A 26082-nucleotide genomic window follows, 5' to 3' on the forward strand; every position below is an offset into this window, starting at 1 on the left:
TATATTATAACATTCGATAGGGATCCACATCAATACGAATTTCCACTGAATCATCATTATTTGCATCTATAAATTTTTTTTCGATAAGTTGGATAATATATTCCCGATTCCGAGTCGAATTAAACTTTAAAATAATCTGCCTTCTATACTTTTTTCTAATCTTAGTTAAAGGAGCAGGTGATTCCCCAATTTTTTCTAAATATCTTTCCTGATAGCAATCTAGAAAATTGGATAATTTTTTGCTTTCAGAAGCCGCTTTGCTTTCACTTTTACTGGTGATTATTATATTTAATAGGCGACAAAAGGGAGGATAATTTCTTTTTTTCCTAATCTGACTTTCCTGTTGATAAAAAGATTTATCTGTTTGACTGAGAGCAGCTTTGATACTGTAATGTTCTGGTTGAAAACTCTGCACCAAAAACTTGCTCTGATGACTATTTTTTAGAAGCGATTTTAACTCTTTTAAAATAAAATAATTCATCTCAGCAGATCTAAAATTAGAACTATTAAGTGCTGTATCTGCAGAAATCACAGCGATTAGTTTTAATTCTTTGTAAAATTGTTTTTTCATTAAAATAGAAGTTCCAACTAAAATATCGATTTTATTATTTTTAAAGTCATTAAGCCGTTTTTTTACCTCATTTTCTTTTAGATCACCATCAACTCTGCTGATCCTAGCTTCAGAATATATTTTTTTTAGTTCCTCAATTATTTTTTCAGTTCCAACACCAGCCTGGGAAATAAAAGCACTTCCACATTCAGGACAGTTTTGGGGCATTGGCTTTTTTAAACCACAGTAATGGCAGCGCAGTTCCTGTTCCTGCTGATGGTAATTTAAGGAAATATCACAGTTTTCACATTTAAGAACATGTCCGCATTTTCTACAAATTACATAATTAGACATTCCCAAACGATTTAAAAATAACATAATTTTATTACCTGCAGTAAGCTGTTTATTAATTTCAGCTTTTAATTTATTACTTAAATCACCTAGATTACCCTTTTCAACTTCCTTTTTCATATCTATTATCTCGCTGTTGATTTTATTTTTCGCAGCAGTTAAATAAATTTGCTTATATTCACCTTTATCAGCTAAAATTTTGCTTTCTAAAGATGGGACAGGTGATTCTAAAAGCAAAAGTGATTTACTGTTTTTTAATCTTTTAACAGCAATTTGTCTGGCGTGGTATAAAGGATGCTCCTGTTCTTTGTAGTTTTCATTGTTTTCTTCCATTATGATCACAGCATCTAGGCGGGAAAACGGAGCAAAAATTGCTGATCTGGCCCCAACAGCAATCTGAACTCTACCGTTCCTAATCTGCTGCCACTGATCAAAACGCTCAGCTTGAGAAAGCTGACTGTGCAGAAAAGCAATTTGACCAGGGAAATAATGATCGAGCTGTTCTAAAAATATATAGTCTTTCTCTATTTCTGGAATCAACAAAATAACATTCTTCTGCTGGTCTATTAATTTTTCTAATGTCTTTAAAATAAAATTATATCTTTTTGGGCTGTTTTCTGTTGTTAAAAGATAACTATTTCTTTTAGAATTAAAATCTATAATTTTCTCCAATAATTCTGTATCAGTTTGAGAAATTATAATTTCTTTGTTAATCTTGCTTTCCAAATTGCTCTTAATCTCTATAATTCTATTTTCATAATTAGTATATAAAATTATCAAATCTTTGTCTATTAAACGGTAAACAGTTTGCCGAGAAGTTTCTGCAGCTTCTAAGACTGTTTTTAATTTGTTTTCTTGACTACTTTTTTCTAATAAATAATTTAAAATCAAATATTGTTTTGGTGCTCTTTTTTCTAATTTTTCTAATTCTAATTGGAAATCATTTATCTCCATATTCAATTTTAAATATTCAACTTTTTTCTTCTGGATTTTTTCATCTACTATGCCTGGTGGTAAGGCTGATTTAATAACCTGAGCCAGATAAGCATGATAATAAGCAGCAGTCCAATAAAAAACATCCAGCAGATTTTGATCAAAAAAACTTTCCTGATAAAGAATAGAATCAATTTCTTTGAGCTGTGAAATTTTCAGGTCAGACTTAACATCAATTTTAGTTACAAAGGCAGATATTTTCCTTCTGCCAAATGGAACTTTAACAATTTGACCTATTCTGATTAATTCTTTCATCTTATCTGGAAGCAGATAATCAAATTCTTTATTTAATTTTCTTAAAGGTAAATCTACAACTACTTTTACTATTTGCTGCATAAAAATCCCTTCCAAATAATTATTTCATTAACTTGAATTTCATTTAGTATATATCTAAATATCAAAAGCCGAAGGTAAAAACCTTCGGCAGCATATCAAATAATTATAAATATTATTTATTCTAAACCAGCTTCTTTTCTTAAGCTTTCTACTCTATCAGTTTTCTCCCAGGGGAGGTCTAAATCATGACGACCAAAATGACCATAAGCAGCTACCTGTTTATAAATAGGATTTCTTAAATTTAAATTTTTAATTATTTGAGCTGGCCTTAAATCAAATTCATTTTTAATAATCTTTTCTAACTCATTTTCATCAATAACTGAAGTACCAAAAGTATCAATCATAATAGATAAAGGTTTTGCAACTCCAATAGCATAAGCTATCTGAACCTCACATCTTGCTGCAAGGTCTGCTGCAACAATATTTTTTGCAATATAGCGGGCAGCATATGAAGCAGAACGGTCAACCTTTGTCGGATCTTTACCTGAAAAGGCCCCTCCGCCGTGATGTGCTGTTCCACCATAAGTGTCAACTATAATTTTCCTTCCCGTTAAACCTGTGTCTCCATTTGGCCCTCCAATCACAAAACGACCGGTTGGGTTGACTAAGATTTCAGTATCTTCTCTAAGTAACTCATTATCGATTATTTCCTTAATTACATGTTTAGTAATATCTTCTTTAATTTGTTTTTGAGTAACTTTTGGATGATGTTGAGAAGATATTAAAATTTTATCAACATAAACAGGTTTATCATCTTCATAAGCAATTGTAACTTGAGTTTTACCATCAGGACGAAGATATTTTAAAGGACCATTTTTTCTTACTTCAGCCAATCTTCGGGCCAGTTTATGTGATAACATAATTGGAAGCGGCATTAATTCTTCAGTTTCATTAGAAGCATAGCCAAACATTAAACCCTGATCACCAGCTCCCAAATCTGAACTAGATGCTCCCTCTTTTTCCTCTAAAGAATGATCTACTCCTAATGCAATATCTCCAGATTGTTCATCAATTGCTGTTAAAACAGCACAGGTTTCTCCATCAAAACCATATTTAGCTCTGGTATATCCTATTTCTTTGACTGTTTCTCTTGCAATCTTTTTTAAATCAACATAGCAGGAGGTTGTTATTTCTCCAGCAATTAAAATCAATCCAGTTGTCACCATAGTTTCACAGGCAACTCTCGCTTCCGGATCTTTTGCAAGAATTGCATCTAAAACAGCATCAGAAATTTGATCAGCAACTTTATCGGGATGTCCCTCTGTCACTGATTCCGAGCTAAATAAATATTTACGTGTCATAATATCACCTTTCATCTATCGACATCATCTTATTTTAAAATTAAACTTATTTATTAAACAACTTAATAAATTTAGTTTAGCACATTAAGCTTATACTGTCAATTTACTCTACTTTTTAAGATTACTGTATTTTTTAATATAATAAAGTAGTGCAAAACCAACAATTATCATCAGAACACTAATCAGTTTAGCCACCTGTATTTGACCAGCAATGAGTAAACTATCTGTCCTCTGTTCTTCAATGAAAAATCTAAAAATAGAGTAAAATATTAAATAAAAGGAAAAAATTTCTCCATCATTATTATTTTTAGACTTTAAATAAAATACCAGGATAATAAAAAGAATAAAATTAAGAACTGATTCATAGAGAAAAGTAGCTTCCCGGTAAGCACCATCAATCCACATTTGATTTTTTATAAAGTCAGGAAAAAAATTATAATAACTCTCACTTACAATTTGACCATAAGCTTCCTGATTAACAAAGTTACCCCATCTGCCCAAAGATTGAGCAAAAGCTGTGATCGGAGCTAAATAGTCAAGCGCTTTTAAGAATTTTTTCTCTCTTTTTTGGGTCAGAAAAAAAAGAACTGCAGTCCCCATCAGCAGTCCTCCATGGATTGCAAGTCCACCTTGATTAATAGCTAAAATTTTAAGAGGTTCATCTAAATAATAGTCTAAATTAAAAAGAACGTAATATAATCGGGCAGATATAATACCCAGGGGCAGAGCTAAAATAATAAAATCTAGAAAGAATTCAAAATCAAATTCTTCTTCATTCTTTAATAGATATTTCAATATGATCAAAGAAATAATAATTCCAGAAACTATAATAACACCATACCATCTTATAGTTAGGGAAAACACTTCTATGATTACTGGATCAATAATTTTAATCACCCTGCTTTAAACGTTCTTCATTTTTGGATCTAGAGCATCTCTTAAACCATCACCTAAAAGGTTAAATCCTAAAACACCAAATATTATTGCTAAACCAGGGAAAGTTGCTACCCATGGTGCCCTTTGAAGTGATGACCTTGCATCACTCAGCATTGCTCCCCATTCCGGAGAAGGTGGTTGAGCTCCAAGGCCTAAAAAGCTTAATGCTGCAGCTTCTAAAATAGCTGTAGCAATACTTAATGTAGTTTGAACAATTAATGGTGCCATAGCATTTGGTAATAAATGTTTGAAAATTATTCTAAAATCACCAGCACCTAAGGCCTTTGCTGCACTTATATACTCACTTTCTTTAATTGATAAGACTGAAGATCTTACGATTCTAGCAAATCTAGGTACATTAATAATACCAATTGCCAGCATGGCATTTTTTAGTTGTGGTCCTAAAATTGCAACAATCCCAATTGCAAGTAAGATACTTGGAAAAGCAAGCATAATATCCATAAAACGCATAATCAGCATATCAAGTTTCCCGCCATAAAAGCCAGCTAACAGACCAAAACTAACACCAAAAACTAAGGCAAAACCTACCGAAACTAAACCAACCTGAATCGAAATTCTAGAGCCATAAATAATTCTGCTTAAAATATCTCTTCCCATCTCATCTGTTCCTAGCAAATGCTCTGATGAAGGAGCTTTATATCTAGCTAAAATATTTTGTTCAAAAGGGTCATGTGGTGCCAATACTGGTGCCAGTACTGCTACCATTATTAAAAATATAATAATTCCCAAACCAGCCACACCAATTTTACTTTTTAATAATCTTCGCCAGGCTTCAAGCCAGGGATTAGTATTTTTTTTCATGTTTCTTTTATTTTTACTGTCTGACATCTGCTGCACTCCTCTCCTACTCATATTGAATCCTTGGATCTACTAAAGCATATGATAAATCAACAATTAAATTAACTATAACAAAAACTCCTGCAAAAAATAAAATTCCCCCCTGTACAATCGGAAAGTCTCTAGCATAAATTGCATCTACCAGATATTTCCCAAGACCTGGCCAGGAAAATATTGTTTCGGTCATAACTGCTCCACCTAATAAAACTCCAAACTGAAGTCCAACTACTGTGATAATAGGTACCATTGCATTTTTTAATGCATGTTTAAAGATCACGATTTTTCTTTTTAGACCCTTAGCATATGCTGTTCTAATATAATCTTTTTTCAAAACTTCCAGCATTGAAGAACGGGTCATTCTAGCTATAATTGCCATTGGTATTGTACCTAAAGCCACTGCCGGCAGTACTAAATGGTGTAAGACATCCTTTAAAGCAGCAAAGTTAAACTGCAGGATACTGTCAATAACATATAAATTGGTTATTGGACTAAAGTCTAAACCTACACCGATCCTTGATGAAGGTGGAAACCAGCCCAGTTCTACTGCAAAGAGCCAAATAAACATCAGGCCAAGCCAGAAAATAGGCATTGAAACCCCCATTAAAGCAATCAACATACTCAAATTATCAAACCATGAATTTTGATTTATTGAAGCAAATATTCCAGCTGGTACCCCAACAAAAACTGCAAACATTATTGCAAAAAAAGACAATTCTAAAGTTGCTGGAAATCGCTGAGCTAATTCTGTACTAACAGGATTGTTGCTCATAATTGATCTACCTAAATCTCCACGCAGCAGATCTTTTACATAACGCCAAAATTGCACTGGTAAAGGGTCATTTAGTCCCATTTGTTCTCTTAATCTTTCTAAAGCCTGATCAGTTGCTCTTTCTCCCAACATTGTTTGAGCAGGATCACCTGGTATCAAATGAACAATTAAAAATACAATGACAGCAACCCCAATCAAAATTGGGATTAAAGCCAGTAATCTTTTAATAATATAGTTAAACATTTCCTCATTACATCCTCCTATCCAAAGTTAATCTGCGGCCAAAATTGGCCGCAGATTAATATAATTATTATACTATAGTTACTTTATTCTGCTAACCAAACTCTGTGTAACTTTTCGGTTCCAGTTGGGTTAGGAATATAATTTTCTACATTTGACTTTAAGGCAATTGGTGGTGTTGAGTGAACTAAAGGTACCCATGGAGCATCTCTATGGATAATTTCCTGAGCTTCCATGTAAAGTTCAACTCTTCTATCCTGATCCATAGTCTTCTGTGCCTCAACTAATACTTCATGCAGCTCATCACTTTCATAAGCATTATTACTATTAGTTTTATCTAGAAGTACATATAAGAAGTTATCTGGATCACCATTATCACCAGTCCAACCTAACATATATGTTGGAGCTTCTTGATGTTCTGTTTTATCAAGATAGGTACTCCAGTCATAAGTTACCAGGTTAGCTGTTACACCAATTTCACTTAAATAACTTTGAATAGCCTGACCAATAAATTTACCCTGTGGAATATATGGTCTTGGTACAGGTAAATACCAGAGATCAAATTCAAAACCATCTTCATAACCAGCTTCTGCTAACAATTCTTTAGCTCTTTCTGGATTATATTCATAAGGCTCAATGTTATCATTATAACCCCAGATAGATGGTGGCATTGGGTTCTTGGCTGGTTCTGCTAATCCTGCATAGAAAGCATCAATAATAGCCTGCTTGTCAATTGCATGGTTAAATGCTCTTCTAACTCTAACATCATCAAAAGGCTCAAATTTAAAGTTCATAGCAAAGTAACCAACATTCATACTTGGTCTCAAAGAAAGCTTTAGCTGATCAGAACTTTCTACAGCTTCCACATCTTCAGGACTTACTCCATCCATCATATCAATTGTTCCAGACTGCAGTTCCATAAAACGAGCTGAGTTGTCTGGAATTGAACGGAAAACAATTTCGTCAAGATAAGCTCTTTCTCTCCAATAATTTTCATTTGCTTTTAAAATAACTCTGTCTCCCTGACGCCATTCTTCTAAAACATAAGCACCAGTTCCTACAGGATTTTTAAAGTAATCTTCTCCATGTTCTTTTACAGCCTCTGGACTTGCAATTCCAAAAGGAACCATAGCCAGGTTGTTTAAGAATGGAGCTTGTTTTTCAGAAAGAACGAATTCTACTGTATATTCGTCTACTACATTAACTTCCTGAATAATTCCGGGGAATCCCTGGAACATATAACCATAATAGGTGAATTCTCCACCAATATGATAAGGATGATCTTCTAAACGCCAGCGATCAAAGTTCCATTTTACTGCCTCAGCATTAAAAGGATTTCCATCATGAAATTCTACACCTTCACGTAAACTAAAGGTCCATGTTAGACCATCTTCAGATACTTCCCAGTCTGTTGCCAGAGCTGGTTCTACTTCTGTGGTGCCGGGTGTGTAATCAACAAGGGTATCATAAATCTGCTGAGTAACCTTAAATGATTCACCATCAGTAACTTGTATTGGATCTAAACCTACTGTATCTCCTCCACGGCCAAAAACTAAGGTTCCACCCTGCTCCTGTGCCATAACTCCTGTAACAAACACCGACATAATCACTGCTAAAATAATAAAAGTTGTTAAAGTTATTTTTCTCATACTATACTTCTTCCTCCTCTTTTTTTGTTTGGATTATTTAATTTTCTGTTTTTTTCTAAAATCACCTCCCACAAGTTGAATGAATATTATCAAAAATTTGATTAAACTTATTATAATTATAATTTATTTTTTGTACTAAGTCAATAAAAGTAAATTAATTTATATCAAAATTAGAAATTTTTTATAAATTACCCTTATTTTCTTTGACCACTTAGGATATAATTCAATATTTGATGGGCTAATTTTTCTTTTTCTGCAGTTGGTAATTTCACAGTACTTTCTTCACTTAAAATGCTGACCTGGTTCTTATCACTGGCAAAACCAATACTCTGATTACTAATATCATTAGCAATAATATAATCTGCCTGTTTTTTACTCAACTTCTCCTGAGCATTTTCTAATAAATTTTCAGTTTCAGCAGCAAAGCCAACTAAAAGCTGAGAGTCCTTCTTATTCTTACCAAGTTCAGCTAAAATATCAGTTGTTCTTTCTAATTTTAAGACAAACTCATCATCTGATTTTTTTATTTTTTCAGTCATAATTTCCTTTGGCCTGTAGTCTGAAACTGCAGCTGCCATTATAATAATATCTGCATTTTTATATTCTGCAAAAACCGCTTCTTTCATCTCTTCAGCTGTTTCAATATTGATCAGCTCCACCCCTAAAGGTAGATCTAAGTCACTGGGGCCAGAAATTAGTTTTACATCTGCCCCCCTATATGAAGCAGCTTTAGCCAGAGCATAACCCATTTTACCACTGGAATGATTTGATAAAAATCTTACTGGATCAATAGATTCTCTGGTAGGACCAGCTGTGATTAATACTCTTTTGTTTTTTAAATCTTTTTTTGAAAGCTTCCGCTTAACCTCTTCTACTAATCTATCTGGCTCAGGAAGTCTGCCTTTACCAGTATACCCACAGGCTAAGTAACCGGCATCTGGAGTAATAATATTAAAACCCAAATCATCTAAAGTCTTCATATTTCTCTGAACAATAGGATTTTCAAACATATGAACATTCATAGATGGTGCAATCATAATTGGAGCTTGAGTTGCCAGCAAAACTGTTGTTAAAAGGTCATCTGCAATACCGGCTGCTGCTTTAGCAATAAAATTAGCAGTTGCAGGAGCGATCAAAAACAAATCCGCTTTATCTGCTAACTCTATATGTTTAACCTCTTCGCTGCTGGAAGTGAAAAGATCACTTTCTACCGGTAAATGTGTAATAGAATGGAAGGTTAATGGACTGACAAATTCAGCCGCAGAGTCAGTCATGATAGTATAAACATTATGATTCAATTTAGTTAGATTGCTTGCGATTTGAACACTTTTGTAAGCCGCTATTCCACCTGTTACACCTAAAACAATATTTGCAGACATTTTATTAACCCCTTTATATAATTAGTTATTCCAAATTATGATTTAAATTTAATTTCACTTTGTAGTTTCTGCTCTTTTTTCGTAAGATATCTTATCTTTTTCAATCTCTTCTAAACTTCTAGAAACCAGCTTGTGGCTTCGGTAATTTTCTAATAGTTTGGGCCCATTTTCATTAAGATGTCTTGCCCTTTTTGAAGCCAAAATAATTACTGTAAACAAACTATCAGCCTTATCAACTAATTGTTCTGCAGAAGGTTCTGTAATCATTAAGAATCTCTCCTTTTCTGTTCTTTTATAATAATTTTTTTTATTTCTCTAACTGCATCAGCCAGACTATCATTGATCACTTCATAATCATAATTATGTACTTCTTTGAGTTCCTGTCTGGCATTTTTCAGTCTAATATTTTTGCTTTTACTGTTTTCAGATCCTCTTTTATCAAGTCTGTTTTCCAATTCTTCTAAAGATGGCGGCAGCAAGAAGATATAAACGGCTTCCGGATATTTTTTTCTAACCTGCTCTGCTCCCTGTGTATCAATTTCTAATATTATATCTTCTCCATCTTCTAATTTTTGGTCAACAAACTTTTTGGGGGTTCCATAGTGGTGGCCATGAACAACCGCACTCTCAATAAAGCCATCCTTTTCCTTTATTTGCTGAAATTCGGTTTCAGAAATAAAGAAATAATCCTCTCCCTCAACTTCTCCCGCTCTTTTTTCCCTGGTAGTTGCAGAAACAGAATATGAAACTCCATCAAAATTCTTAAATAGCTCATCCAGAACTGTGTTTTTGCCCACACCTGATGGTCCGGATAATACAAATAATAAACCCTTATTCATTATAAATTACCCCCAATTTTATTTATCATCTTCTAATCGGTGTGAAACAGTCTCTGGTTGAATCGCAGATAATACAACATGGTCACTATCTGTGATTATAACCGCTCTAGTACGACGTCCATAAGTAGCATCTATTAACATACCTCTTTCTCTCGCTTCCTGAATAATTCTCTTTATAGGTGCTGATTCTGGACTTACTACTGCAATCACCCTATTTGCTGCAATAATATTACCAAAACCAATATTAATTAAATTAACATCCATTATTTATACCTCCCAAAATCTTATTTATCTAAAACTAAGTTCGCTCCTTATCTTTATTAATGATACCACAGCAGCACTTTTTTGACAAGGGAAGTAAGCCTTCTTTATCTTAAACAATTATTTAATTAATTGACTCAAAGCCTCGTTTCTTTTATACTTAATTTAGATGAAAAATCCCACAAATAGAGAATGGAGTGATAATTATGGCCTTTGATGGAATAATGTTGGCCGCACTTAAAGATAATTTAAAAAATAAAATTTTGGGTGCCAGAATTGAAAAGGCTTATCAAATAGAAAAAAAACAATTAATAATTCGTTTAAGAAATAATAATCAAAATTTAGAACTTTTAATCTCAACTGACCCTCAGGGAGCTAGAATTAATTTGACAGAACTAGATTTTGAATTCCCTACTTTTCCACCTGATTTTTGTATGATGCTCAGAAAATATTTAAAAAACTCATACATTCAGGAAATAATCCAACCTGATTTTGAAAGAATGGTTAAGATTAATATTGAAAAACGCGGAAAAAAATATAGTCTAATTGCAGAATTAATGGGCAAATACAGTAATGTAATTCTTGTAGATGATAATGAAATTGTTTTAGATGCGATGAAAAGAATCACTGAAAAACAAAATTCTGAAAGGCAGCTATATCCTGGAATTAAATATCAAAAGCCACCGGGACAGGATAAATTAAATCCACTTGATCTTCAGAGTAAAGAAGAATTTAGACAGATTATAGATGAAGAATTTTCACAGGCAGCTTTTAGAGCCGTAATGTATAATTTTAGAGGAATTGGTCCCTATTCAGCTCGTGAAATTGTTTACCGAGCTGGAATTGATCCTGCTGAAAATTATAATAATCTGACTGATTCTGATAAAGACTCAATAGCTGAATCAATTCTTAAACTATTTTCTCAATTCAAAGCCGGAAATTATAGTCCTGTACTTGCGGTAGACAATGGAGAAGTTGATTATATTTCGGCCTTTATCTTAAACCACAGAAGTCCCGAAGATTTAAAAGAATTTTCTGATCTTGACCAAATGATGGATTATTATTTTAAAGAATTTCTGAAAGACAAAGAATTAAAGCGTTCTATTAGAGAATTAAATAAAGTTGTTAATACCTATTTAGATAAAAACATTAAAAAACAGGGGAAGTTAAAAAAACAGTTAGAAGAAAGTAAAGATGCAGATAAATATAAGAAAAAGGGTGAATTAATTACTGCAAACATTTATCAAATCAACCGTGGTGATAAAAAAGCTTTAGTAAGAGATTATTATAGTGATGATCAGCAGAATATTGAAATCAAACTTGATCCTTCAAAGTCACCATCAGAAAATGCCCAAAAATATTTCAAAAAATATAATAAATTGAAGAAAAGTGTAAAACATTTGAAAAGAGAAATTGCCAAGCTCAGACATGAAGAAAAATATTTAAAACAGGTTAGTATGAATATTGAACAGGCTGAAACACTTGCTGATTTAGAAGAAATAAAGGAAGAGTTAAAAGAAGAAAATTATATTAAGAAGCAAAAACAGAACAAGAGAAATAAAAACGGAAAAAAATTACCTCCACGTAAATTTATTTCAAGTGATGGTTATCAAATTTTGGTTGGAAGAAATAATAAACAAAACGATCGTTTAACCAAAAAAATAGCTAATGATGGTGATATCTGGCTGCATACTAAGGTAATAGCAGGTTCACATGTGATTATCAAAAGAGATACAGATGCTGAAATTCCTGAGCAAACTCTAATTGAAGCAGCTGCTGTTGCTGCTTATTTTAGCAAAGCCAGAGAATCAACAAATGTGCCAGTAGACTATACTCCTGTTGAAAATGTAAATAAACCTAAGGGAGCAAAGCCTGGTCTTGTCTACTACGACAAGTATCAAACAATCTATATTGATCCTGCCAAAAAAGAATTATTAAAAAAAATAGCAGCAGATTAATTTCTGCTGCTTAGTTCTTTTCTCAGCTTAATCATAATTTTTATAAAAACAATTATAACGAAGAAAATTAAAATTATATTTATTATTTTAGTTGGATTTTTTTGATAATAACTCTGTCCCTGGTAAAGATTTAAATTAAAGGACTTTAGGTCATTTTCTAATTTCTCTTTTACTATGATTTTACCCTGATAATCAACTGCAGCACTATAGCCTCCACTCACAGCCCTAATTAAGGCGGTGCTGCTCTCAGCTGCTCTATAGACTGCTGCTGCAAGAGTTAAATTATTATACACTTTAGAATCAATTTCCCCTTCTGCAGCTGCATTAATTATTAGGTTTGCATTATCTGGATAATTATTACTTCTGCTGACTGTTGGAATAAATATTTCTTCTTCAGTTAGATTCACAAATCTCAGCTCATCTACCTCAATAACTTTAGTACTTCCAGCTTTTGTAAGCATATCCTGGTTAAAATTTAAATAAGAAGCAAAGAAATCAACTATTTTTGCCTTGTTTTTTAAATTAACTCCAGCTAAATAATTGAGCTGCTGATTACTGCGATTAATTATTTCTAGATTCTCAGACAGTAAAAATAAAGAGTTCAAAATTTTGGAATTATAATTAGCAGAAGCTGCTGCTTTACTCCCCAGCTGTAAATATGAGCCATTAAGCTCAGACTCTATATTTGAAAAAAATTTTTCTCGATAGTAACTATTGCGAACTAAATCAAAATTTAAACTATCTTCAGCTGTAAAAATATATTTACTCTGTTTTTTAGATAATAAAGAGGTAAAATTTTCAATTTCATTTTCAATATTTTCAAAAACACTGCTTTTAACTTGAGTCTTATTAATTAATAAATCAAAACCAATTTGCTTAAATGCTATCTCTGACTGTGAAACAGTAACGAGAGGGGTAATAGTCAAAATAATCAAAATAATTGCTAAGGGTACTGCCTTTTTCCAGTTGGGTTCAAAAAATAATTTTACCAAATATGAAGCAATCAACACTGAAATAAAAGAAACCAGGAATATTCCTCCATAAGCAGCATAACGAGCAATAAAATTAAACGAACTCTGTGTATAGGCAAAATAATTAAATGGGTTTAAATTTAAAAACTCAAAACGCAGATATTCCAAAACACACCAACTTAAAGCAGCTATTAAAGGACTATATGACTCTTCAGGCTGCAGAAACTTATTTATAAGCACCCAAAGTCCTAAGGGAAAAGCTGAAAATAAAAAATAAAGAAATAAAATAAATATATTAAATGAAAATGGCATTTTAAGAGCAGAATTCAATGGATGATAGAGCCAGTAAAGTGAAAAAGTAGAATTTAAAAACCCAACTAAAACTGCAATTATAAATGAATGACTGTAATCATAATCTCTAATTAAATAGATTAAAGGTATAAAAGCAAACCAGCTCAAGAAAAATAAAGCTGGAAAATAAGTGGGTAATGTAAATAATAATGATGATAAAATTATAAAAATAAATTCCATATTCCTGCCTCCAGAATTTATTATATAATATAAACTGGAAAAAGGCCAGCTTTAGCTGGCCCTTTTACTTACTCAATCATCTTAACTTTGAGATTAATAATTTTAGCTTAAGCACTTTCATTATTAACTCTTTCTATTATTTTTTCGCTAATATCAGATGGGACTTTATCATAGTGTGAGAATTCCATATCAAATGAACCGTAACCACCTGTAATTGATTTCAGTTCAACAGCATAATTAAACATTTCTGCCTGTGGAACTTTAGCTTTAATTATTTGTTTTCCGTTTGTCGGATCCATACCTTCTATTCTTCCACGTCTGGAGTTAAAATCTCCCATGATATCCCCCATGAAATCTTGAGGAACTGTAACCTTAACAGACATAATTGGTTCAAGTAAAACAGATTTAGCCTGAGTTAAAGCCCTTCTAAAAGCTTTAGAAGCTGCAATTTTAAATGCCATTTCTGATGAATCAACATCATGATAAGATCCATCATAAAGAACAACTTTAAAATCAACAACAGGATAACCAGCAAGTGCGCCTGCTTCTTTTGCTTCAACTATTCCTTTCTCAACTGCAGGTATATACTGACCTGGAATTGCTCCACCAAAGATTTCTTCTTCAAATTCAAAACCTTTTCCTCTAGGAAGTGGTTCTACTTTCATCAGCACGTGACCATACTGACCTCGCCCTCCAGATTGTTTTTTATATTTTTCTTCAACATCTGTTTTCCGCTGAATTGTTTCTCTATAAGCAACTTTTGGTTCTTGAGTTGTAAAATCAACATCATACTTGCGCTGACATTCTTCTTTAATCATTATAAAGTGAATTGTACCCATTCCATCACAAATTAATTCCTTTGTCACCTTATTGTAGTTAACTTTAAATGTTGGATCTGAATCACTGTAGCGCTGTAAAGCTGATGCCATTTTTTCTTCATCGATGCCGTCAGCAGGATAGGCAGCTCTGCTGTACATTGGTTTTGGGAACTCCAATTCATGGTAATAAATATCTGTTTCTGGATCCCTCATAGTAAATGAGGTTTCTAACTCATCTAATTTTGCAACTGCTCCAATTTCGCCAGCTGTTAAATTATCAACATTTTTCTGATCTTTACCATTTAACTTATATAACTTTGTGACCTTTATTTCTTCTTCTATATTTGGAATATAAACTAAATCATCTCTTTCTAATTTACCGGAAAAAACTCTAAAAATAGATAATTTACCGATATAAGGGTCAACCATTGTTTTACAAACCTGAGCGCTAAATCTGCTTTCTGGTTCAGGTTTTAAAACGCCGCCTGACTCAACCAAATGATTAGAATGTACTTCTGCCGCAGAAGGAAAAATCTTAGTTAAGTCATCTAAAAACTTACCTACTCCACAGTTCTCTAAAGCTGAACCTGCAAAAACAGGCACTAATTCTTCTCCAGCAACCTCTTCTTCAAAAGCTTTTGTAAGCTCTTTGATAGTTATCTTTTCTCCATCAAGATATTTTATCATTAAATCTTCTTTTAATTCAACGATTTCTTCAGTCAGTTTTAATTCGTAATCTTCTACTCTTTCTTTTTCTGAGTCAGGAATAGGATATGCTTCCGGTTTTCCATCAGCAGATTTATAAAGCTTTTCATCAAGTAGATCGATAATTCCGACAAATTTACCATCTTCATAATAAGGAATAGTTACAATTGCAAAGCTATCATCATATGTAGCTCGAAGTTCATCTACAACTTTATCAAAATCAGCTTCTTCTTTATCAATTTTATTAATAAATACTGCCTTAGCCAGGTCATTTTTCTTTGCTAATTCCCAGACATAGCCAGTATTAACCTCTATACCAGCTGTTGCATCAACCAGCAGCACTGCACTTTCTACCATTCTTAATGCACTAATTACTTCACTGCGGAAATCTGCATAGCCAGGTGTATCAATAAAATGAAATAATTTATTATGCCATTCAAAGTTAAAATAACTATTGTGAACTGAATGTTTATGTTCTTTTTCTACAGCACTGAAATCAGACTGAGAATTTCCTTTATCAACACTGCCCGGTTGCTCTATAACACCTGCATTATAAAGCAGCATCTCAGTCAGTGTTGATTTACCCGCACCTCCATGTGATATAAAGCAAAAATTTCTAATGTCTTTACTAGTAATTTTACTCAATTTTTCCACCAGCCTTTCATTTTATTAATGTTTATTTTTTTATGTCAGCATAAATCAAATTACTGACATTATTCTTAAAATTTTCTGTATATTATTACTTCTACAATAGTTATTTAAATTCCTTTAATTTTTTGAATATTATTTAAAAAAATTAATCTACTCACTTTAACTTTCTAGTTAACTATTATAAATCAAGCAAAAGTGAGTAGATATTTTTATCAGCAAATAATTTATTATTAATTATTTACAATTTTCTTTAACCTGTTCCGCAACATTTTTTCCTAATTTATAACATTTCTCTAAAATATCGCCACCAGGAGCAAACTGTGATTCAATCTTTGGCTCAACAAGGCTGCAGCTAACTGTTTCACTAAATTCTTCTAATCTATCTAAAGCTCCGCCACTCCAGCTATAAGAACCAAAAATACCGAGTACTCTATCTCTTAAGTTTCTACTTTCTAAACTTTTTAATAAATATTCCATTGGTGGGAAAATCTCAGTATTATAAGTACAGCTTCCTAAAACAATTCCTTTATATTTCCAAATATCATTAATAATAAATGATATATCTTTACGAGAAACATCAAATAATTTAATCTGCTCAATTCCATTTTCAGATAAGGAACGAGCTACTGCTTCAGCCATAACCTTAGTGTTTCCATACATCGAACCATAAACAACAACTACACCCTCTTCTGTCTGCTGCTGGCTCCACTTATCATATTCCTGAACAATATGAGCTGGATCCTGACGCCAGACTAAACCATGAGTTGCTGCAATCATTTCTATTTCCTCAATCTGATCATTCAATTTAGAAATTGTACGGTGAACTACAGGTCCATACTTACCTATAATATTAGAAAAATACCTTCTTATTTCATCTTCAAAATGATCAATATTAACTTCATCATCAAATAGATAACCATTTAAAGAACCAAAACCACCGAAAGCATCTCCAGCAAATAATATCTTTTCTTTTTGATCAAAAGTCATCATAGTCTCTGGCCAGTGAACCATTGGGGTTAAATAAAATTTTAAAGTTCTAGAACCCAAATCCAGTTCATCTCCATCTTTGACAACTCTTGTTCCCTCAGTAATACCATAGAAACCTTCTAAAAAGTTCATAGTTTTTGCATTACCCACAATTTCCATTTCTGGAAAAGCCTCGCGCATTGATTTAATTGAACCAGAGTGATCAGGTTCCATATGATTAATAATTAAATAATCAACTTTTTTATTACCTATGACATCTTTTACTTTTTCTAAATATGTATCTGTATAATTGATTTTAACTGTATCAATCAGGGCAACTTTCTCATCATTAATGACATAAGAGTTGTAGGCTATTCCTTCCGGTAAAGGCCATAATGACTCAAATAAATCTGTTTCTTTATCATTTACTCCTACCCAATGAACATCTTCAGTTAATTTGATTGAATTATACAAAATAATCTCCTCCTAATAATTTTTTATTATTTTAGATTTTTTGTTCTCTGAGTTTATTTAAAATTTCTTTAAAATCATTTTTTAGTTCTGCTTCAAAGATCATTTTTTTTCCTGTGATCGGATGTTTAACAATTAGTTTCTTTGCATGTAAAAGCTGTCTTTGAGCATCCAGATAATTTTTAGATCCATATTTTTGATCTCCTACTACAGGATGACCTAAATAAGAAAAATGAACTCTAATTTGATGAGTCCTACCGGTTTCAATTTTAACTTGAACTAAGGTATGGTTTTTAAACTCTTCAATTATTTTAAACCGGCTAACAGCTCTTTTGCTTCTGCGCTTTCTAACTGCCATTTTCTTGCGGTTATTAGGATCTCTTCCAATTGGAGCATCTATTTTACCCTTTTCATAAGCTAGTTTCCCTTCAACTAAAGCATAATAATATTTTTCTACAGATCGATTTTTAAACTGCTGTGCCAGATTCTTATGGCTTTTATCATTTTTAGCAGCAATTAATAAGCCAGAAGTATCCTTGTCTAATCTGTGAACAATGCCTGGTCTTTTAACACCATTAATTGCAGACAAATTGTCAACATGAGACAGCAGTGCATTAACAATAGTATCATTTTGATGTCCCGGTGCTGGGTGAACAACTCGATCAGCTTCCTTATTAATCACAATTATATCCTGATCTTCATAAACAATATCTAAGTCCATTGCAACAGCTTTAATTTCACTTTCTCTTTCTTCAATAATAATTTTTATAAAATCATTCTCTGATATTTTATAACTCTTATCAACTATTTTGCTATTAACTGTAATTTTATTTTCCTCAATTAAAGTTTGGATAAAAGAACGGGATAAATCATGATATTCAGAAGCTAAAAATTTATCAATTCTAATTCCCTCATCTTTTGCTTTCACTTTAAGACTATGCTCTTCCATTTAAACACCTCTATCTGATAAAAAAAGTAATTGATAAATCAAAATCACAACACCAAAAAATATAAATATATCTGCAATGTTGATTACCGGCAATTTATAAAAATCTAGTAAATCAAAAGCAATAAAATCTGTAACATAATGAAATATTACCCTGTCAATAAGGTTTGCAATACTTCCTCCAAGTAAAAAAATTATTGAAATTTTTGTTCTGACAGTTTGAGGAAGTTCTTTTTGATAAAGATAAATTATAAAAATCAAAAAAATAATAGTAATAATAATGAAAAAACTGCGCTGGCCTTTTAAAATTCCAAATGCAGCACCCCTATTTTTAACAAAACTTAAGTACAAGTAATCACCAAAGATTGATATCTTTTCAAATTGAGCTAAACTGTTTCTAATTAAATATTTACTCAGCTGATCAATTAAAATAATTATTATTGTAAATAAAGCTATATACATTGTCTCAACTCCATATATAATTCTAACATATTGAAATAACTTAGACAATTAATAATTGAGCTTTTATATTATTTTATTTTATGCTAATATAGGAAGAGATGATTAATTAAATTGTCTTTCAAATCCCAATATAAAGATAAAGGATGAAAATTATGGAATTAGAATTAACTAAAAATACTTACCAAAGAACAAAAAATATTTTTCTGCTTGCTCTACCAGCAATGCTCGAAATGTCATTAAATACATTAGTTGGAATGGCCGATACTATTATGATCAGCCGCTTTATTGGAAAAGAAGCGCTGGCTGCAGTAGGTTTTGCCAATCAGATAATATTCACCTTAATTTTTGTATTCTCGGCTTTTAATGCTGGTGCCACCGCTATGGTATCCAGAAGTTATGGTGAGGGTAATAAAAAGAGAATGAATAAAATAATGAATGAAAATCTAACTTTAAACTTTATTTTAGGAATAATAATTACTCTTTTTACTTTCTTTTTTGCAGATAAGGTACTAAATGTTTATGATATTACAGCAGTTGTCAGAAATTATGGAACTACTTACTTAAAATATATTGCTGTTGGTCAGCTTTTCATGTTTATTTCCTTTGCCTCTGCTGCTTCACTTAGAGGAGCTGGTGATACTAAAACTCCAATGTACATTACAGGGCTGGCAAATATCTTAAATATAATCGGAAACTATGTCTTAATAACCGGCTTCTGGTTTTTTCCAGAGTTGGGAATTGCCGGTGCTGCAATTTCAACAGCCTTTGCTCGTTTTATTGCCGCTGCTTTATATTTAAGTCTTTTTATCAGCCGCCGAGGTATGCTTAGATTAGATCCAAGCTGGTTAAAGATAACATCTAAAATCTTTAACCCCCTTATAAAATTAAGCTATGCTGCTGGCTTAGAACAATTTTTTATGCAGCTTGCCTTTTTTGTCAATGGTATCTTTATTTCACAGCTAGATACGACAGCAGAAGCTTCTTTTAGAATTCTACTGAATATAGAATCGCTTTCTTTTATGCCTGCAATAGGAATTGCTATTGCTGCCACAACTTTAGTTGGCAAACATTTAGGAGAAGATAATGCAGAAGAATCCCTCAAAAGTGGACTAACAGCTGCAGTAATGGGAACATTAATTGGTGTTCTTTTATCTTTGTTATACTTTTTCTTCCCTGTTTTTGCCTTAAGAATATTTACAAATGAAACACAGGTAATTAATTATTCTGTTTCTATTTTAAAAATTGTTGCTTTAAATCAGGCGTTTTTAGCTTTTGTCGTAATTATGACAGGTGCCTTAAGAGGAGCAGGAGACACTAAAGGAGCATTGTACATCACTATCATCAGGCTCTGGCTGCTTTTTGTACCGTTATCTTACTACTTTATTGTAGTTTCTAATTATGGTGTTACTGGTGTTTGGATGGCTGAAATCACGTCATTGTTTGTAGTTGCCTTAATTACTACCAGAAGATTCTTGAAAATGAAGTGGGCAGAAATTGAGTTTTTTTAAAATATCTTTTGTTAAACAACTAATATTAATAATCTTATGACCAAAAAAGGCAGCCAATTATTGGCTGCCTTTTTTATATTAAATCAATTTTATTTTTCGGATTCTATTACATCTGCACAGCGTTCACAAATATCTTCATGTGCATCAATTTCACCAACTGTTTCATCATACTTCCAACAGCGGTCACATTTATCTCCTTTAGCTTCTCTAACTCTAACTAAAACAGAACTTTCTTCACCCTGGTGAACATTCTTTGGATTTAAGTCACTGTTTAATTCAGCTTGAGAAACAATAAATAAGTCAGCTAACTGTGCTATTTCAGATTCTAATAACTGCTGCTGATCAGCATCAGCACCTTTTAGCTCGACCATTGCCTCTAAAGAATTACCGATTTTTTTATCCGCTCTTGCTAATTCCAGTGCTTTAGAAACATCTTTTCTAACAGCCAGCAGTTTATCCCACTTAGCTGTTAATTCCTGGTCATAATAATTTTCTTTTACCTCAGGCCAGTCTGTTAGGAAAACACTCTCTTCAGCTTTCATTTTTTCTGGTAAGAACTGCCATACTTCTTCAGAAGTGTGTGGAGTTATAGGAGCCAGAGTTACTACTAAAGCCATCATAATATCATATAAAGTACTTTGAGCTGCTCGGCGGCTTAAAGAATCTGTTCCATCTGTATATAAACGATCTTTAGTTATATCCATATATAAGGAACTCATCTCAACAGTACAGAAATTATGAACATCATGATAAACACGGTGATATTCATATTTTTCAAAAGCAGAAGTCACTTTTTCAATCAATTCCTGGAGTCTAATCATAATCCAGCGATCTAATTCTTTGCGGTCCTGATATTCAACATAATTTTCTTCACTATCAAAGTCACTAATATTACCCAAGATGAAGCGATAAGTATTTCTAATTCTTCTATATGCTTCCGAGCTCTGCTTGAGAATATCGTCTGAGACTCTAACATCATTTTTAAAGTCAGAAGAAGCAACCCACAATCTTAAAATATCAGCTCCATACTGATCTATTACTTTATGAGGAGAGACTACATTACCTTTTGACTTAGACATCTTATTCCCTTTTTTATCAACAGTAAAGCCATTTGTAATGACTTCTTTATAAGGAGCTCTGCCTTCAGTTGCAACTGCAGTTAAAAGAGAAGAATTAAACCAACCGCGGTACTGGTCTGTACCCTCAAGATAAACCTGAGCTGGCCAGCTTAGATAGTCACGTGCTTCTAAAACAGCTTTATGACTTGAACCAGAATCAAACCAAACATCCATTATATCCTCTTCTTTTGTAAAGTGTTTTCCACCACAGTGAGGACAGCTGTAATTTTCTGGCAACAATTCTTCCGCAGATTTCTCATACCAGGAAGCCGATCCTTCTTCTGCAAAAATAGTCTTGACTGAATCTAAGGTATCATCATTGATAACTGCTTCTCCACAATCATCACAGAAGAAAATAGGAATTGGAACCCCCCATTTTTTCTGACGAGAAATACACCAGTCTGAACGTTCAGAAATCATGTTGCTCATTCTTTCTTCTCCCCAGGCTGGGTACCAATCCACATCTGCAATTGCAGCTAGAGTTTCTTCTTTAATTGCGTCAATAGAGGCAAACCACTGATCAGTAGCTCTAAAAATAAGGTTGCTTTTACAGCGCCAGCAGTGAGGATAACGGTGATCAATAAAGCTTAGATCCATCAGCAGATTTTTTTCCTTTAATTTATCAGTAACCATAATATTTGCTTCGTCATAATGTTTCCCTGCAAAGTCGCCAGCTTCTTCAGTAAAGTAACCTTTGTTATCCATTGGAGCGTACACTTCTAAATCATATTCCTGGCCAACAACAAAGTCATCATGACCATGACCTGGTGCAGTGTGAACACAACCAGACCCCTGATCTAAAGTTGCATGATCTCCAAGTATTAAAAGGGATTCTCTATCAAAAAATGGATGTTGTGCCCGTTTATTTTCAAGTTCTTTTGCACTAAACTCTTCACTAATAATCTCATAATGTTCAATCCCAGTCTGATCCATTACTGAATCAACTAGTTCCGCAGCCATTACCAATTTTTCTCCTTCTACCTCTACAACAACATAGGGGTGATCCGGGTGAAAGGTTATAGCCATATTTGAAGGAATAGTCCAGGGGGTTGTTGTCCAAATAACTATAAAGCTGTCTTCACTGCTTAGAGTAACTCCTCCAACTTCAACTTCATCCAGCATTGGAAATTTAACAAAAATAGATGGAGCACGGTCATCAGCATACTCTACTTCTGCTTCTGCTAGTGCAGTTTCGCAGTGCGGACACCAATGAACTGGTTTTTTACCTCTATAAAATAAATCTTTTTTAGCCATTTCACCAAATACTTCAATCTGCTTTACTTCATAATTGGTGTTTAAAGTTAAATAAGGGTTATCCCATTCTCCCCAAACTCCAAGTCTCTTAAATTGATCACGCTGACGATCAATATATTTTAAAGCATAATTAGTACATTTTTCTCTTAACTCACTAACTGTAAGTTCAGCTCTTTCTTCATCACTCATCTGACTTGTAACCTGATGTTCGATTGGTAAACCATGTGTATCCCAACCTGGTACATAAGGGGAATAATAACCTTTAAGTGTTGAAAAACGAGTAATAAAATCTTTTAAAACTTTATTTAGTGCATGACCAATATGAATATCACCATTAGCATATGGTGGTCCATCATGCAAAATAAATGCTTCATTTCCTTCTCTATTTTCAACTGCTTTTTCATAGATTTCATTTTCTTCCCAAAATTTTTCAAAATCAACTTCTCTTTCACTTAAATTTGCCCTCATTGGAAAATCTGTATTAGGCAAATTGATTGTCTCTTTATAGCTCATTTACTTTTATAACCTCCTAAAAATATATTAAAAATAAAAAAAGCCTCCTGTCCTGAAAGGGACGAGAGACCGCGGTACCACCCTAATTAAAATTAGCAAAATAAAACTAATCTTATCTTAGCATCTTTAACGCAGAAATACGGGTATACTAATTAATTCATATACCAACTCCAGGGTGATTTTTTCAATTTCTTGTTTGCCGGCTTCCACCAGACCCGGTTCGCTATAAACTATTAAAAATTGATACTGTCCCCTTCAACATCATTTTTTCATATAACATTTTTCTCAATTATAAACCATCATTTAATATAAGTCAAGTTTTATCCTGACCTACTAAACTATATCCATTTTGACTTTAATTATTTTTGATCATCTTCATTTTTTTTAGAAAATTCACTTTCAAATTCATAATCACCTTCTGTTTTCTCATTTAAATCAAAATCAGAAGTATCATTAAAATCATCTAAATCAGTATCTAAATACTGCTGCTCATTTTCTTTTAACATTTCTAAGTGGCTTTCTAAAAGAGTTTGAAAACGAATTTTGAAGAAGTTTCTTTGTTCTCTCAGCTGTTCTACTTTCCTTTTTTCTGAAAGAACTTCATCCTGAGCATTCTTTTTTATTTTTTCCGCTTTCATTCTTGCTTCTTTAACAATCATTCTTGCTTCATTTTCAGCCTGATCAACTCTATCAGATATAGTATTCTGCATCGAATTCAAAGTGTTCTGCAGTTGATCTTCCATTGCTTCAAAATCATCAATTTTTTCTTTTAAGGCTCTATTTTCCTCCTGCAGGTTATTTAGGTCTTTAAGCAGTCTTTCATAAGCAACACCAACATCATCTAGGAATTCGTCTACCTGAGTTGTATTATAACCAAAAGTAGATTTTTTGAACTCTTTATTATAAATATCTAATGGGTTTAATTTCAAAGTATCCCTCCTTTTAGCTTAGGTTAATCTCTTTAGGGTTAACTTGATCCTACCTTTATTTGAAATACCTCGCTGTGATTCAACTTTGACTCGGCCTCGACCTCTAACAGAAATTAAATCACCAATTTCTATTTCTGCTGCAGGATTAGATTCTATTTTCCAGTTTAACTTAACTTTTTCACTCTCAATATCTCTTGTCATTTTACTGCGAGAATCACCAAAACCAGAACTTGCTACTGAATCCAATCTCATCGATGCCACAGTTGTTAATATTTCTTTTTCATGCTGAACAGGTTTTACCAAATCAGATTCCTCAATTTCTTTAACTTCAACTGGAACCTGATGTACCTGGTCCAGCTTTAATTCAATAATATCCTTAATTTCAGCTGCTGTAATTATTTGAGCAAAATCTGAGTGAACAATAATGTCACCAATCATTTTCCTCTGCAGACCTAGTCCCATTAAAGCCCCCAAAAAATCTCTGTGGGTTAATTTCTGAAAAGCAAAGTTACCATCGAGCTGATAGATTTTAATTTGCTTTTCTACCAAATCAGGAAAAAGATATTCTGGAAAAATGACCAATCTTTTTCTTTCTGCTCCTGGATAACCACCTTCTTTTTTAAAATTGATTTCTGCAATTTGTTTAATCAAAGGAACAGCAATTTCAATCTGGTAGGGATTTAAAAAATCTGTAGCTTGAGTTTTATGATATTTTAATACCTGTTCACATTTATCTAAAACATGTGAACCCAGGATCCTATCCTCTTCTCGATGCAAATGGTTTAATAATTTTTCTTCATCAAACATAAATTCCCACCTTAAATTACAATATTAATTAAAAAGTTTCTAATAATTGATAAAGCAAACAGGGCAATTAACGGTGAAAGATCCAATCCCAAAATTCCACCACTTGGTAAAAGCTCTCTGATTGGCCCTAAAATTGGTTCTGTTACATCATATATAAACTTTATTACCTTCCGCCAACGCATATCTCCCGGATTAGGTCTAACCCATGAAATTATAACTCTGGCAATGATTAATAAATTTAAAATTTCAAAAATAGCGCTAATCGTTCTTGCTAAAATAAACATTAAATTTCCTCCAAATAATTAGTATTCTCTCTCTCCAAAAATTGCTGTTCCAACCCGTACAATAGTTGCACCTTCTTCTACAGCTATTTGATAGTCATTTGTCATTCCCATAGAAAGCTCATTTAACGAAATCACTGTCGTTGAAATTTTATCATACAATTTTTTCATATCTTTGAAATAAGAACGAAGTTTTTCTGAATCATCTAAATATGGCAAGATTGTCATTAATCCTTCTATCTGTAGAAAATCCAGGTTAATAATTTTCTTAATAAATTCTTCGGCTTTAGCTGGTTTTATACCAAATTTATTTTCATCTCCTGAAATATTAATTTCCACTAAAATTGGTATTTTTCTATTATTCTTTTTTGCTCTTTTATTAACTTCCTTTGCCAACCTTAAACTATCAATAGACTGGATCATCCGACAATTTTCCATTCTCATTAAATATTTTACTTTATTTCTCTGTAAATGTCCAATAAAATGCCAGTCAAGCTCTATCCCTTCGGAAAGTAATTTTTCATTCTTATCTTCCAGTTCTTGAACTCGATTTTCCCCAAAAAATTTAACACCAGCTTGATTAAGAATTTTTATTTCATCAATGCTATGTTTTTTACTAACAGCAAGTAGTTTTACCTTTTGGTAATCTCTATCTGCTTTTGCTGCAGCCTCTTTTATGTTCTTTTGTACTTCTTTTAAATTAGAAATAAGTTTTTCTTTTTGCATTAAAA

At 32.6% G+C, this 26082-nt stretch carries 22 protein-coding genes and 1 other annotated feature; of the genes, 2 read left to right on the plus strand and 20 right to left on the minus strand.

The window, feature by feature from the left end:
• Window positions 1–4: 4 nt before the first annotated feature.
• From priA to remA, 10 genes are all read right to left on the minus strand, one after another.
• Window positions 5–2230: a replication restart helicase PriA gene (priA, locus tag ACZ446_RS09040; RefSeq protein WP_464392244.1), complete on the minus strand. Its 2226-nt coding sequence runs from the start codon at window positions 2228–2230 to the stop codon at window positions 5–7.
• Between the two features lie 116 nt (window positions 2231–2346).
• The gene (gene metK / locus ACZ446_RS09045; RefSeq protein ID WP_464394390.1) at window positions 2347–3531 is read right to left on the minus strand and encodes a methionine adenosyltransferase; all 1185 of its coding nucleotides are present in this window, start codon (window positions 3529–3531) and stop codon (window positions 2347–2349) included.
• Between the two features lie 108 nt (window positions 3532–3639).
• Window positions 3640–4428: a prolipoprotein diacylglyceryl transferase gene (lgt, locus tag ACZ446_RS09050; RefSeq protein ID WP_464392245.1), complete on the minus strand. Its 789-nt coding sequence runs from the start codon at window positions 4426–4428 to the stop codon at window positions 3640–3642.
• Window positions 4429–4434: 6 nt separating this feature from the next.
• Complete coding sequence (gene nikC / locus ACZ446_RS09055) at window positions 4435–5316, minus strand: nickel transporter permease (protein ID WP_464392246.1); 882 nt, start codon at window positions 5314–5316, stop codon at window positions 4435–4437.
• A gap of 16 nt (window positions 5317–5332) precedes the next feature.
• The gene (locus tag ACZ446_RS09060) at window positions 5333–6337 is read right to left on the minus strand and encodes an ABC transporter permease (protein WP_464392247.1); all 1005 of its coding nucleotides are present in this window, start codon (window positions 6335–6337) and stop codon (window positions 5333–5335) included.
• A gap of 83 nt (window positions 6338–6420) precedes the next feature.
• Window positions 6421–7983 (minus strand): ABC transporter substrate-binding protein, encoded by a 1563-nt coding sequence (locus ACZ446_RS09065; RefSeq protein ID WP_464392248.1) that lies wholly within the window; start codon window positions 7981–7983, stop codon window positions 6421–6423.
• A gap of 194 nt (window positions 7984–8177) precedes the next feature.
• Entirely contained in the window at window positions 8178–9362 is a 1185-nt protein-coding gene (gene coaBC / locus ACZ446_RS09070; RefSeq protein ID WP_464392249.1) for a bifunctional phosphopantothenoylcysteine decarboxylase/phosphopantothenate--cysteine ligase CoaBC, read from the minus strand.
• A gap of 54 nt (window positions 9363–9416) precedes the next feature.
• The gene (gene rpoZ, locus ACZ446_RS09075; protein ID WP_464392250.1) at window positions 9417–9629 is read right to left on the minus strand and encodes a DNA-directed RNA polymerase subunit omega; all 213 of its coding nucleotides are present in this window, start codon (window positions 9627–9629) and stop codon (window positions 9417–9419) included.
• Window positions 9629–10201, minus strand: coding sequence for a guanylate kinase (gene gmk / locus ACZ446_RS09080; RefSeq protein WP_464392251.1), 573 nt, complete (start codon window positions 10199–10201; stop codon window positions 9629–9631). Before gmk ends, rpoZ begins: the two co-directional genes overlap by 1 nt.
• Before the next feature lie 18 nt (window positions 10202–10219).
• A complete protein-coding gene (gene remA, locus ACZ446_RS09085) occupies window positions 10220–10465 on the minus strand; it encodes an extracellular matrix/biofilm regulator RemA (RefSeq protein ID WP_073156162.1) in 246 nt (81 codons plus the stop codon).
• A 203-nt stretch (window positions 10466–10668) separates the two neighbouring features.
• Here remA and ACZ446_RS09090 point away from each other — a divergent pair, with 203 nt between their 5' ends.
• Entirely contained in the window at window positions 10669–12420 is a 1752-nt protein-coding gene (locus ACZ446_RS09090; RefSeq protein ID WP_464392252.1) for an Rqc2 family fibronectin-binding protein, read from the plus strand.
• Here ACZ446_RS09090 and ACZ446_RS09095 read toward each other — a convergent pair.
• The 5 genes from ACZ446_RS09095 to lspA form a co-directional block, all read right to left on the minus strand.
• Window positions 12417–13922 (minus strand): copper homeostasis protein CutE, encoded by a 1506-nt coding sequence (locus ACZ446_RS09095; protein WP_464392253.1) that lies wholly within the window; start codon window positions 13920–13922, stop codon window positions 12417–12419. The genes ACZ446_RS09090 and ACZ446_RS09095 overlap by 4 nt on opposite strands.
• Before the next feature lie 107 nt (window positions 13923–14029).
• On the minus strand, window positions 14030–16090 hold the full coding sequence (gene fusA / locus ACZ446_RS09100) for an elongation factor G (protein ID WP_464392254.1): 2061 nt from the start codon (window positions 16088–16090) through the stop codon (window positions 14030–14032).
• Window positions 16091–16330: 240 nt separating this feature from the next.
• Complete coding sequence (locus ACZ446_RS09105; RefSeq protein WP_464392255.1) at window positions 16331–17536, minus strand: FprA family A-type flavoprotein; 1206 nt, start codon at window positions 17534–17536, stop codon at window positions 16331–16333.
• A gap of 31 nt (window positions 17537–17567) precedes the next feature.
• Window positions 17568–18482 (minus strand): RluA family pseudouridine synthase, encoded by a 915-nt coding sequence (locus ACZ446_RS09110; protein WP_464392256.1) that lies wholly within the window; start codon window positions 18480–18482, stop codon window positions 17568–17570.
• Window positions 18483–18941: a signal peptidase II gene (lspA, locus tag ACZ446_RS09115; protein WP_464392257.1), complete on the minus strand. Its 459-nt coding sequence runs from the start codon at window positions 18939–18941 to the stop codon at window positions 18483–18485. It lies immediately after the preceding gene.
• 152 nt (window positions 18942–19093) lie between these two features.
• On the opposite strand from lspA, the gene ACZ446_RS09120 reads away from it, so the two are divergent.
• A complete protein-coding gene (locus ACZ446_RS09120; RefSeq protein WP_464392258.1) occupies window positions 19094–20449 on the plus strand; it encodes an MATE family efflux transporter in 1356 nt (451 codons plus the stop codon).
• A gap of 89 nt (window positions 20450–20538) precedes the next feature.
• Here the strand turns inward: ACZ446_RS09120 and ileS are convergent, their stop codons facing one another.
• The 5 genes from ileS to ACZ446_RS09145 form a co-directional block, all read right to left on the minus strand.
• Window positions 20539–23334, minus strand: coding sequence for an isoleucine--tRNA ligase (ileS, locus tag ACZ446_RS09125; RefSeq protein WP_464392259.1), 2796 nt, complete (start codon window positions 23332–23334; stop codon window positions 20539–20541).
• 54 nt (window positions 23335–23388) lie between these two features.
• Window positions 23389–23602 (minus strand) — a binding site (T-box leader).
• Between the two features lie 91 nt (window positions 23603–23693).
• The gene (locus ACZ446_RS09130; protein ID WP_464392260.1) at window positions 23694–24263 is read right to left on the minus strand and encodes a DivIVA domain-containing protein; all 570 of its coding nucleotides are present in this window, start codon (window positions 24261–24263) and stop codon (window positions 23694–23696) included.
• A gap of 18 nt (window positions 24264–24281) precedes the next feature.
• A complete protein-coding gene (locus ACZ446_RS09135) occupies window positions 24282–25070 on the minus strand; it encodes a YlmH family RNA-binding protein (RefSeq protein WP_464392261.1) in 789 nt (262 codons plus the stop codon).
• An 11-nt stretch (window positions 25071–25081) separates the two neighbouring features.
• Window positions 25082–25354: a YggT family protein gene (locus ACZ446_RS09140; RefSeq protein WP_464392262.1), complete on the minus strand. Its 273-nt coding sequence runs from the start codon at window positions 25352–25354 to the stop codon at window positions 25082–25084.
• Window positions 25355–25372: 18 nt separating this feature from the next.
• Window positions 25373–26077, minus strand: a complete 705-nt coding sequence (locus ACZ446_RS09145) for a YggS family pyridoxal phosphate-dependent enzyme (RefSeq protein ID WP_464392263.1) — start codon at window positions 26075–26077, stop codon at window positions 25373–25375.
• Window positions 26078–26082: the final 5 nt, after the last annotated feature.

The sequence above is a fragment of the Halanaerobium sehlinense genome (genome assembly GCF_055379485.1).

What these genes read in the sequence shown, in the direction of transcription:
- lspA (WP_464392257.1), bottom strand. Translation starts at nt 18,941, where the DNA reads ATGTATATAGCTTTATTTACAATAATAATTATTTTAATTGATCAGCTG.
- rpoZ (WP_464392250.1), bottom strand. Translation starts at nt 9,629, where the DNA reads ATGATTACAGAACCTTCTGCAGAACAATTAGTTGATAAGGCTGATAGT.
- ACZ446_RS09110 (WP_464392256.1), bottom strand. Translation starts at nt 18,482, where the DNA reads ATGGAAGAGCATAGTCTTAAAGTGAAAGCAAAAGATGAGGGAATTAGA.
- ACZ446_RS09090 (WP_464392252.1), top strand. Translation starts at nt 10,669, where the DNA reads ATGGCCTTTGATGGAATAATGTTGGCCGCACTTAAAGATAATTTAAAA.
- remA (WP_073156162.1), bottom strand. Translation starts at nt 10,465, where the DNA reads ATGGATGTTAATTTAATTAATATTGGTTTTGGTAATATTATTGCAGCA.
- ACZ446_RS09060 (WP_464392247.1), bottom strand. Translation starts at nt 6,337, where the DNA reads ATGTTTAACTATATTATTAAAAGATTACTGGCTTTAATCCCAATTTTG.
- nikC (WP_464392246.1), bottom strand. Translation starts at nt 5,316, where the DNA reads ATGTCAGACAGTAAAAATAAAAGAAACATGAAAAAAAATACTAATCCC.
- priA (WP_464392244.1), bottom strand. Translation starts at nt 2,230, where the DNA reads ATGCAGCAAATAGTAAAAGTAGTTGTAGATTTACCTTTAAGAAAATTA.
- ileS (WP_464392259.1), bottom strand. Translation starts at nt 23,334, where the DNA reads ATGAGCTATAAAGAGACAATCAATTTGCCTAATACAGATTTTCCAATG.
- ACZ446_RS09135 (WP_464392261.1), bottom strand. Translation starts at nt 25,070, where the DNA reads ATGTTTGATGAAGAAAAATTATTAAACCATTTGCATCGAGAAGAGGAT.
- gmk (WP_464392251.1), bottom strand. Translation starts at nt 10,201, where the DNA reads ATGAATAAGGGTTTATTATTTGTATTATCCGGACCATCAGGTGTGGGC.
- coaBC (WP_464392249.1), bottom strand. Translation starts at nt 9,362, where the DNA reads ATGTCTGCAAATATTGTTTTAGGTGTAACAGGTGGAATAGCGGCTTAC.
- ACZ446_RS09095 (WP_464392253.1), bottom strand. Translation starts at nt 13,922, where the DNA reads ATGGAATTTATTTTTATAATTTTATCATCATTATTATTTACATTACCC.
- ACZ446_RS09120 (WP_464392258.1), top strand. Translation starts at nt 19,094, where the DNA reads ATGGAATTAGAATTAACTAAAAATACTTACCAAAGAACAAAAAATATT.
- ACZ446_RS09065 (WP_464392248.1), bottom strand. Translation starts at nt 7,983, where the DNA reads ATGAGAAAAATAACTTTAACAACTTTTATTATTTTAGCAGTGATTATG.
- metK (WP_464394390.1), bottom strand. Translation starts at nt 3,531, where the DNA reads ATGACACGTAAATATTTATTTAGCTCGGAATCAGTGACAGAGGGACAT.
- ACZ446_RS09140 (WP_464392262.1), bottom strand. Translation starts at nt 25,354, where the DNA reads ATGTTTATTTTAGCAAGAACGATTAGCGCTATTTTTGAAATTTTAAAT.
- ACZ446_RS09145 (WP_464392263.1), bottom strand. Translation starts at nt 26,077, where the DNA reads ATGCAAAAAGAAAAACTTATTTCTAATTTAAAAGAAGTACAAAAGAAC.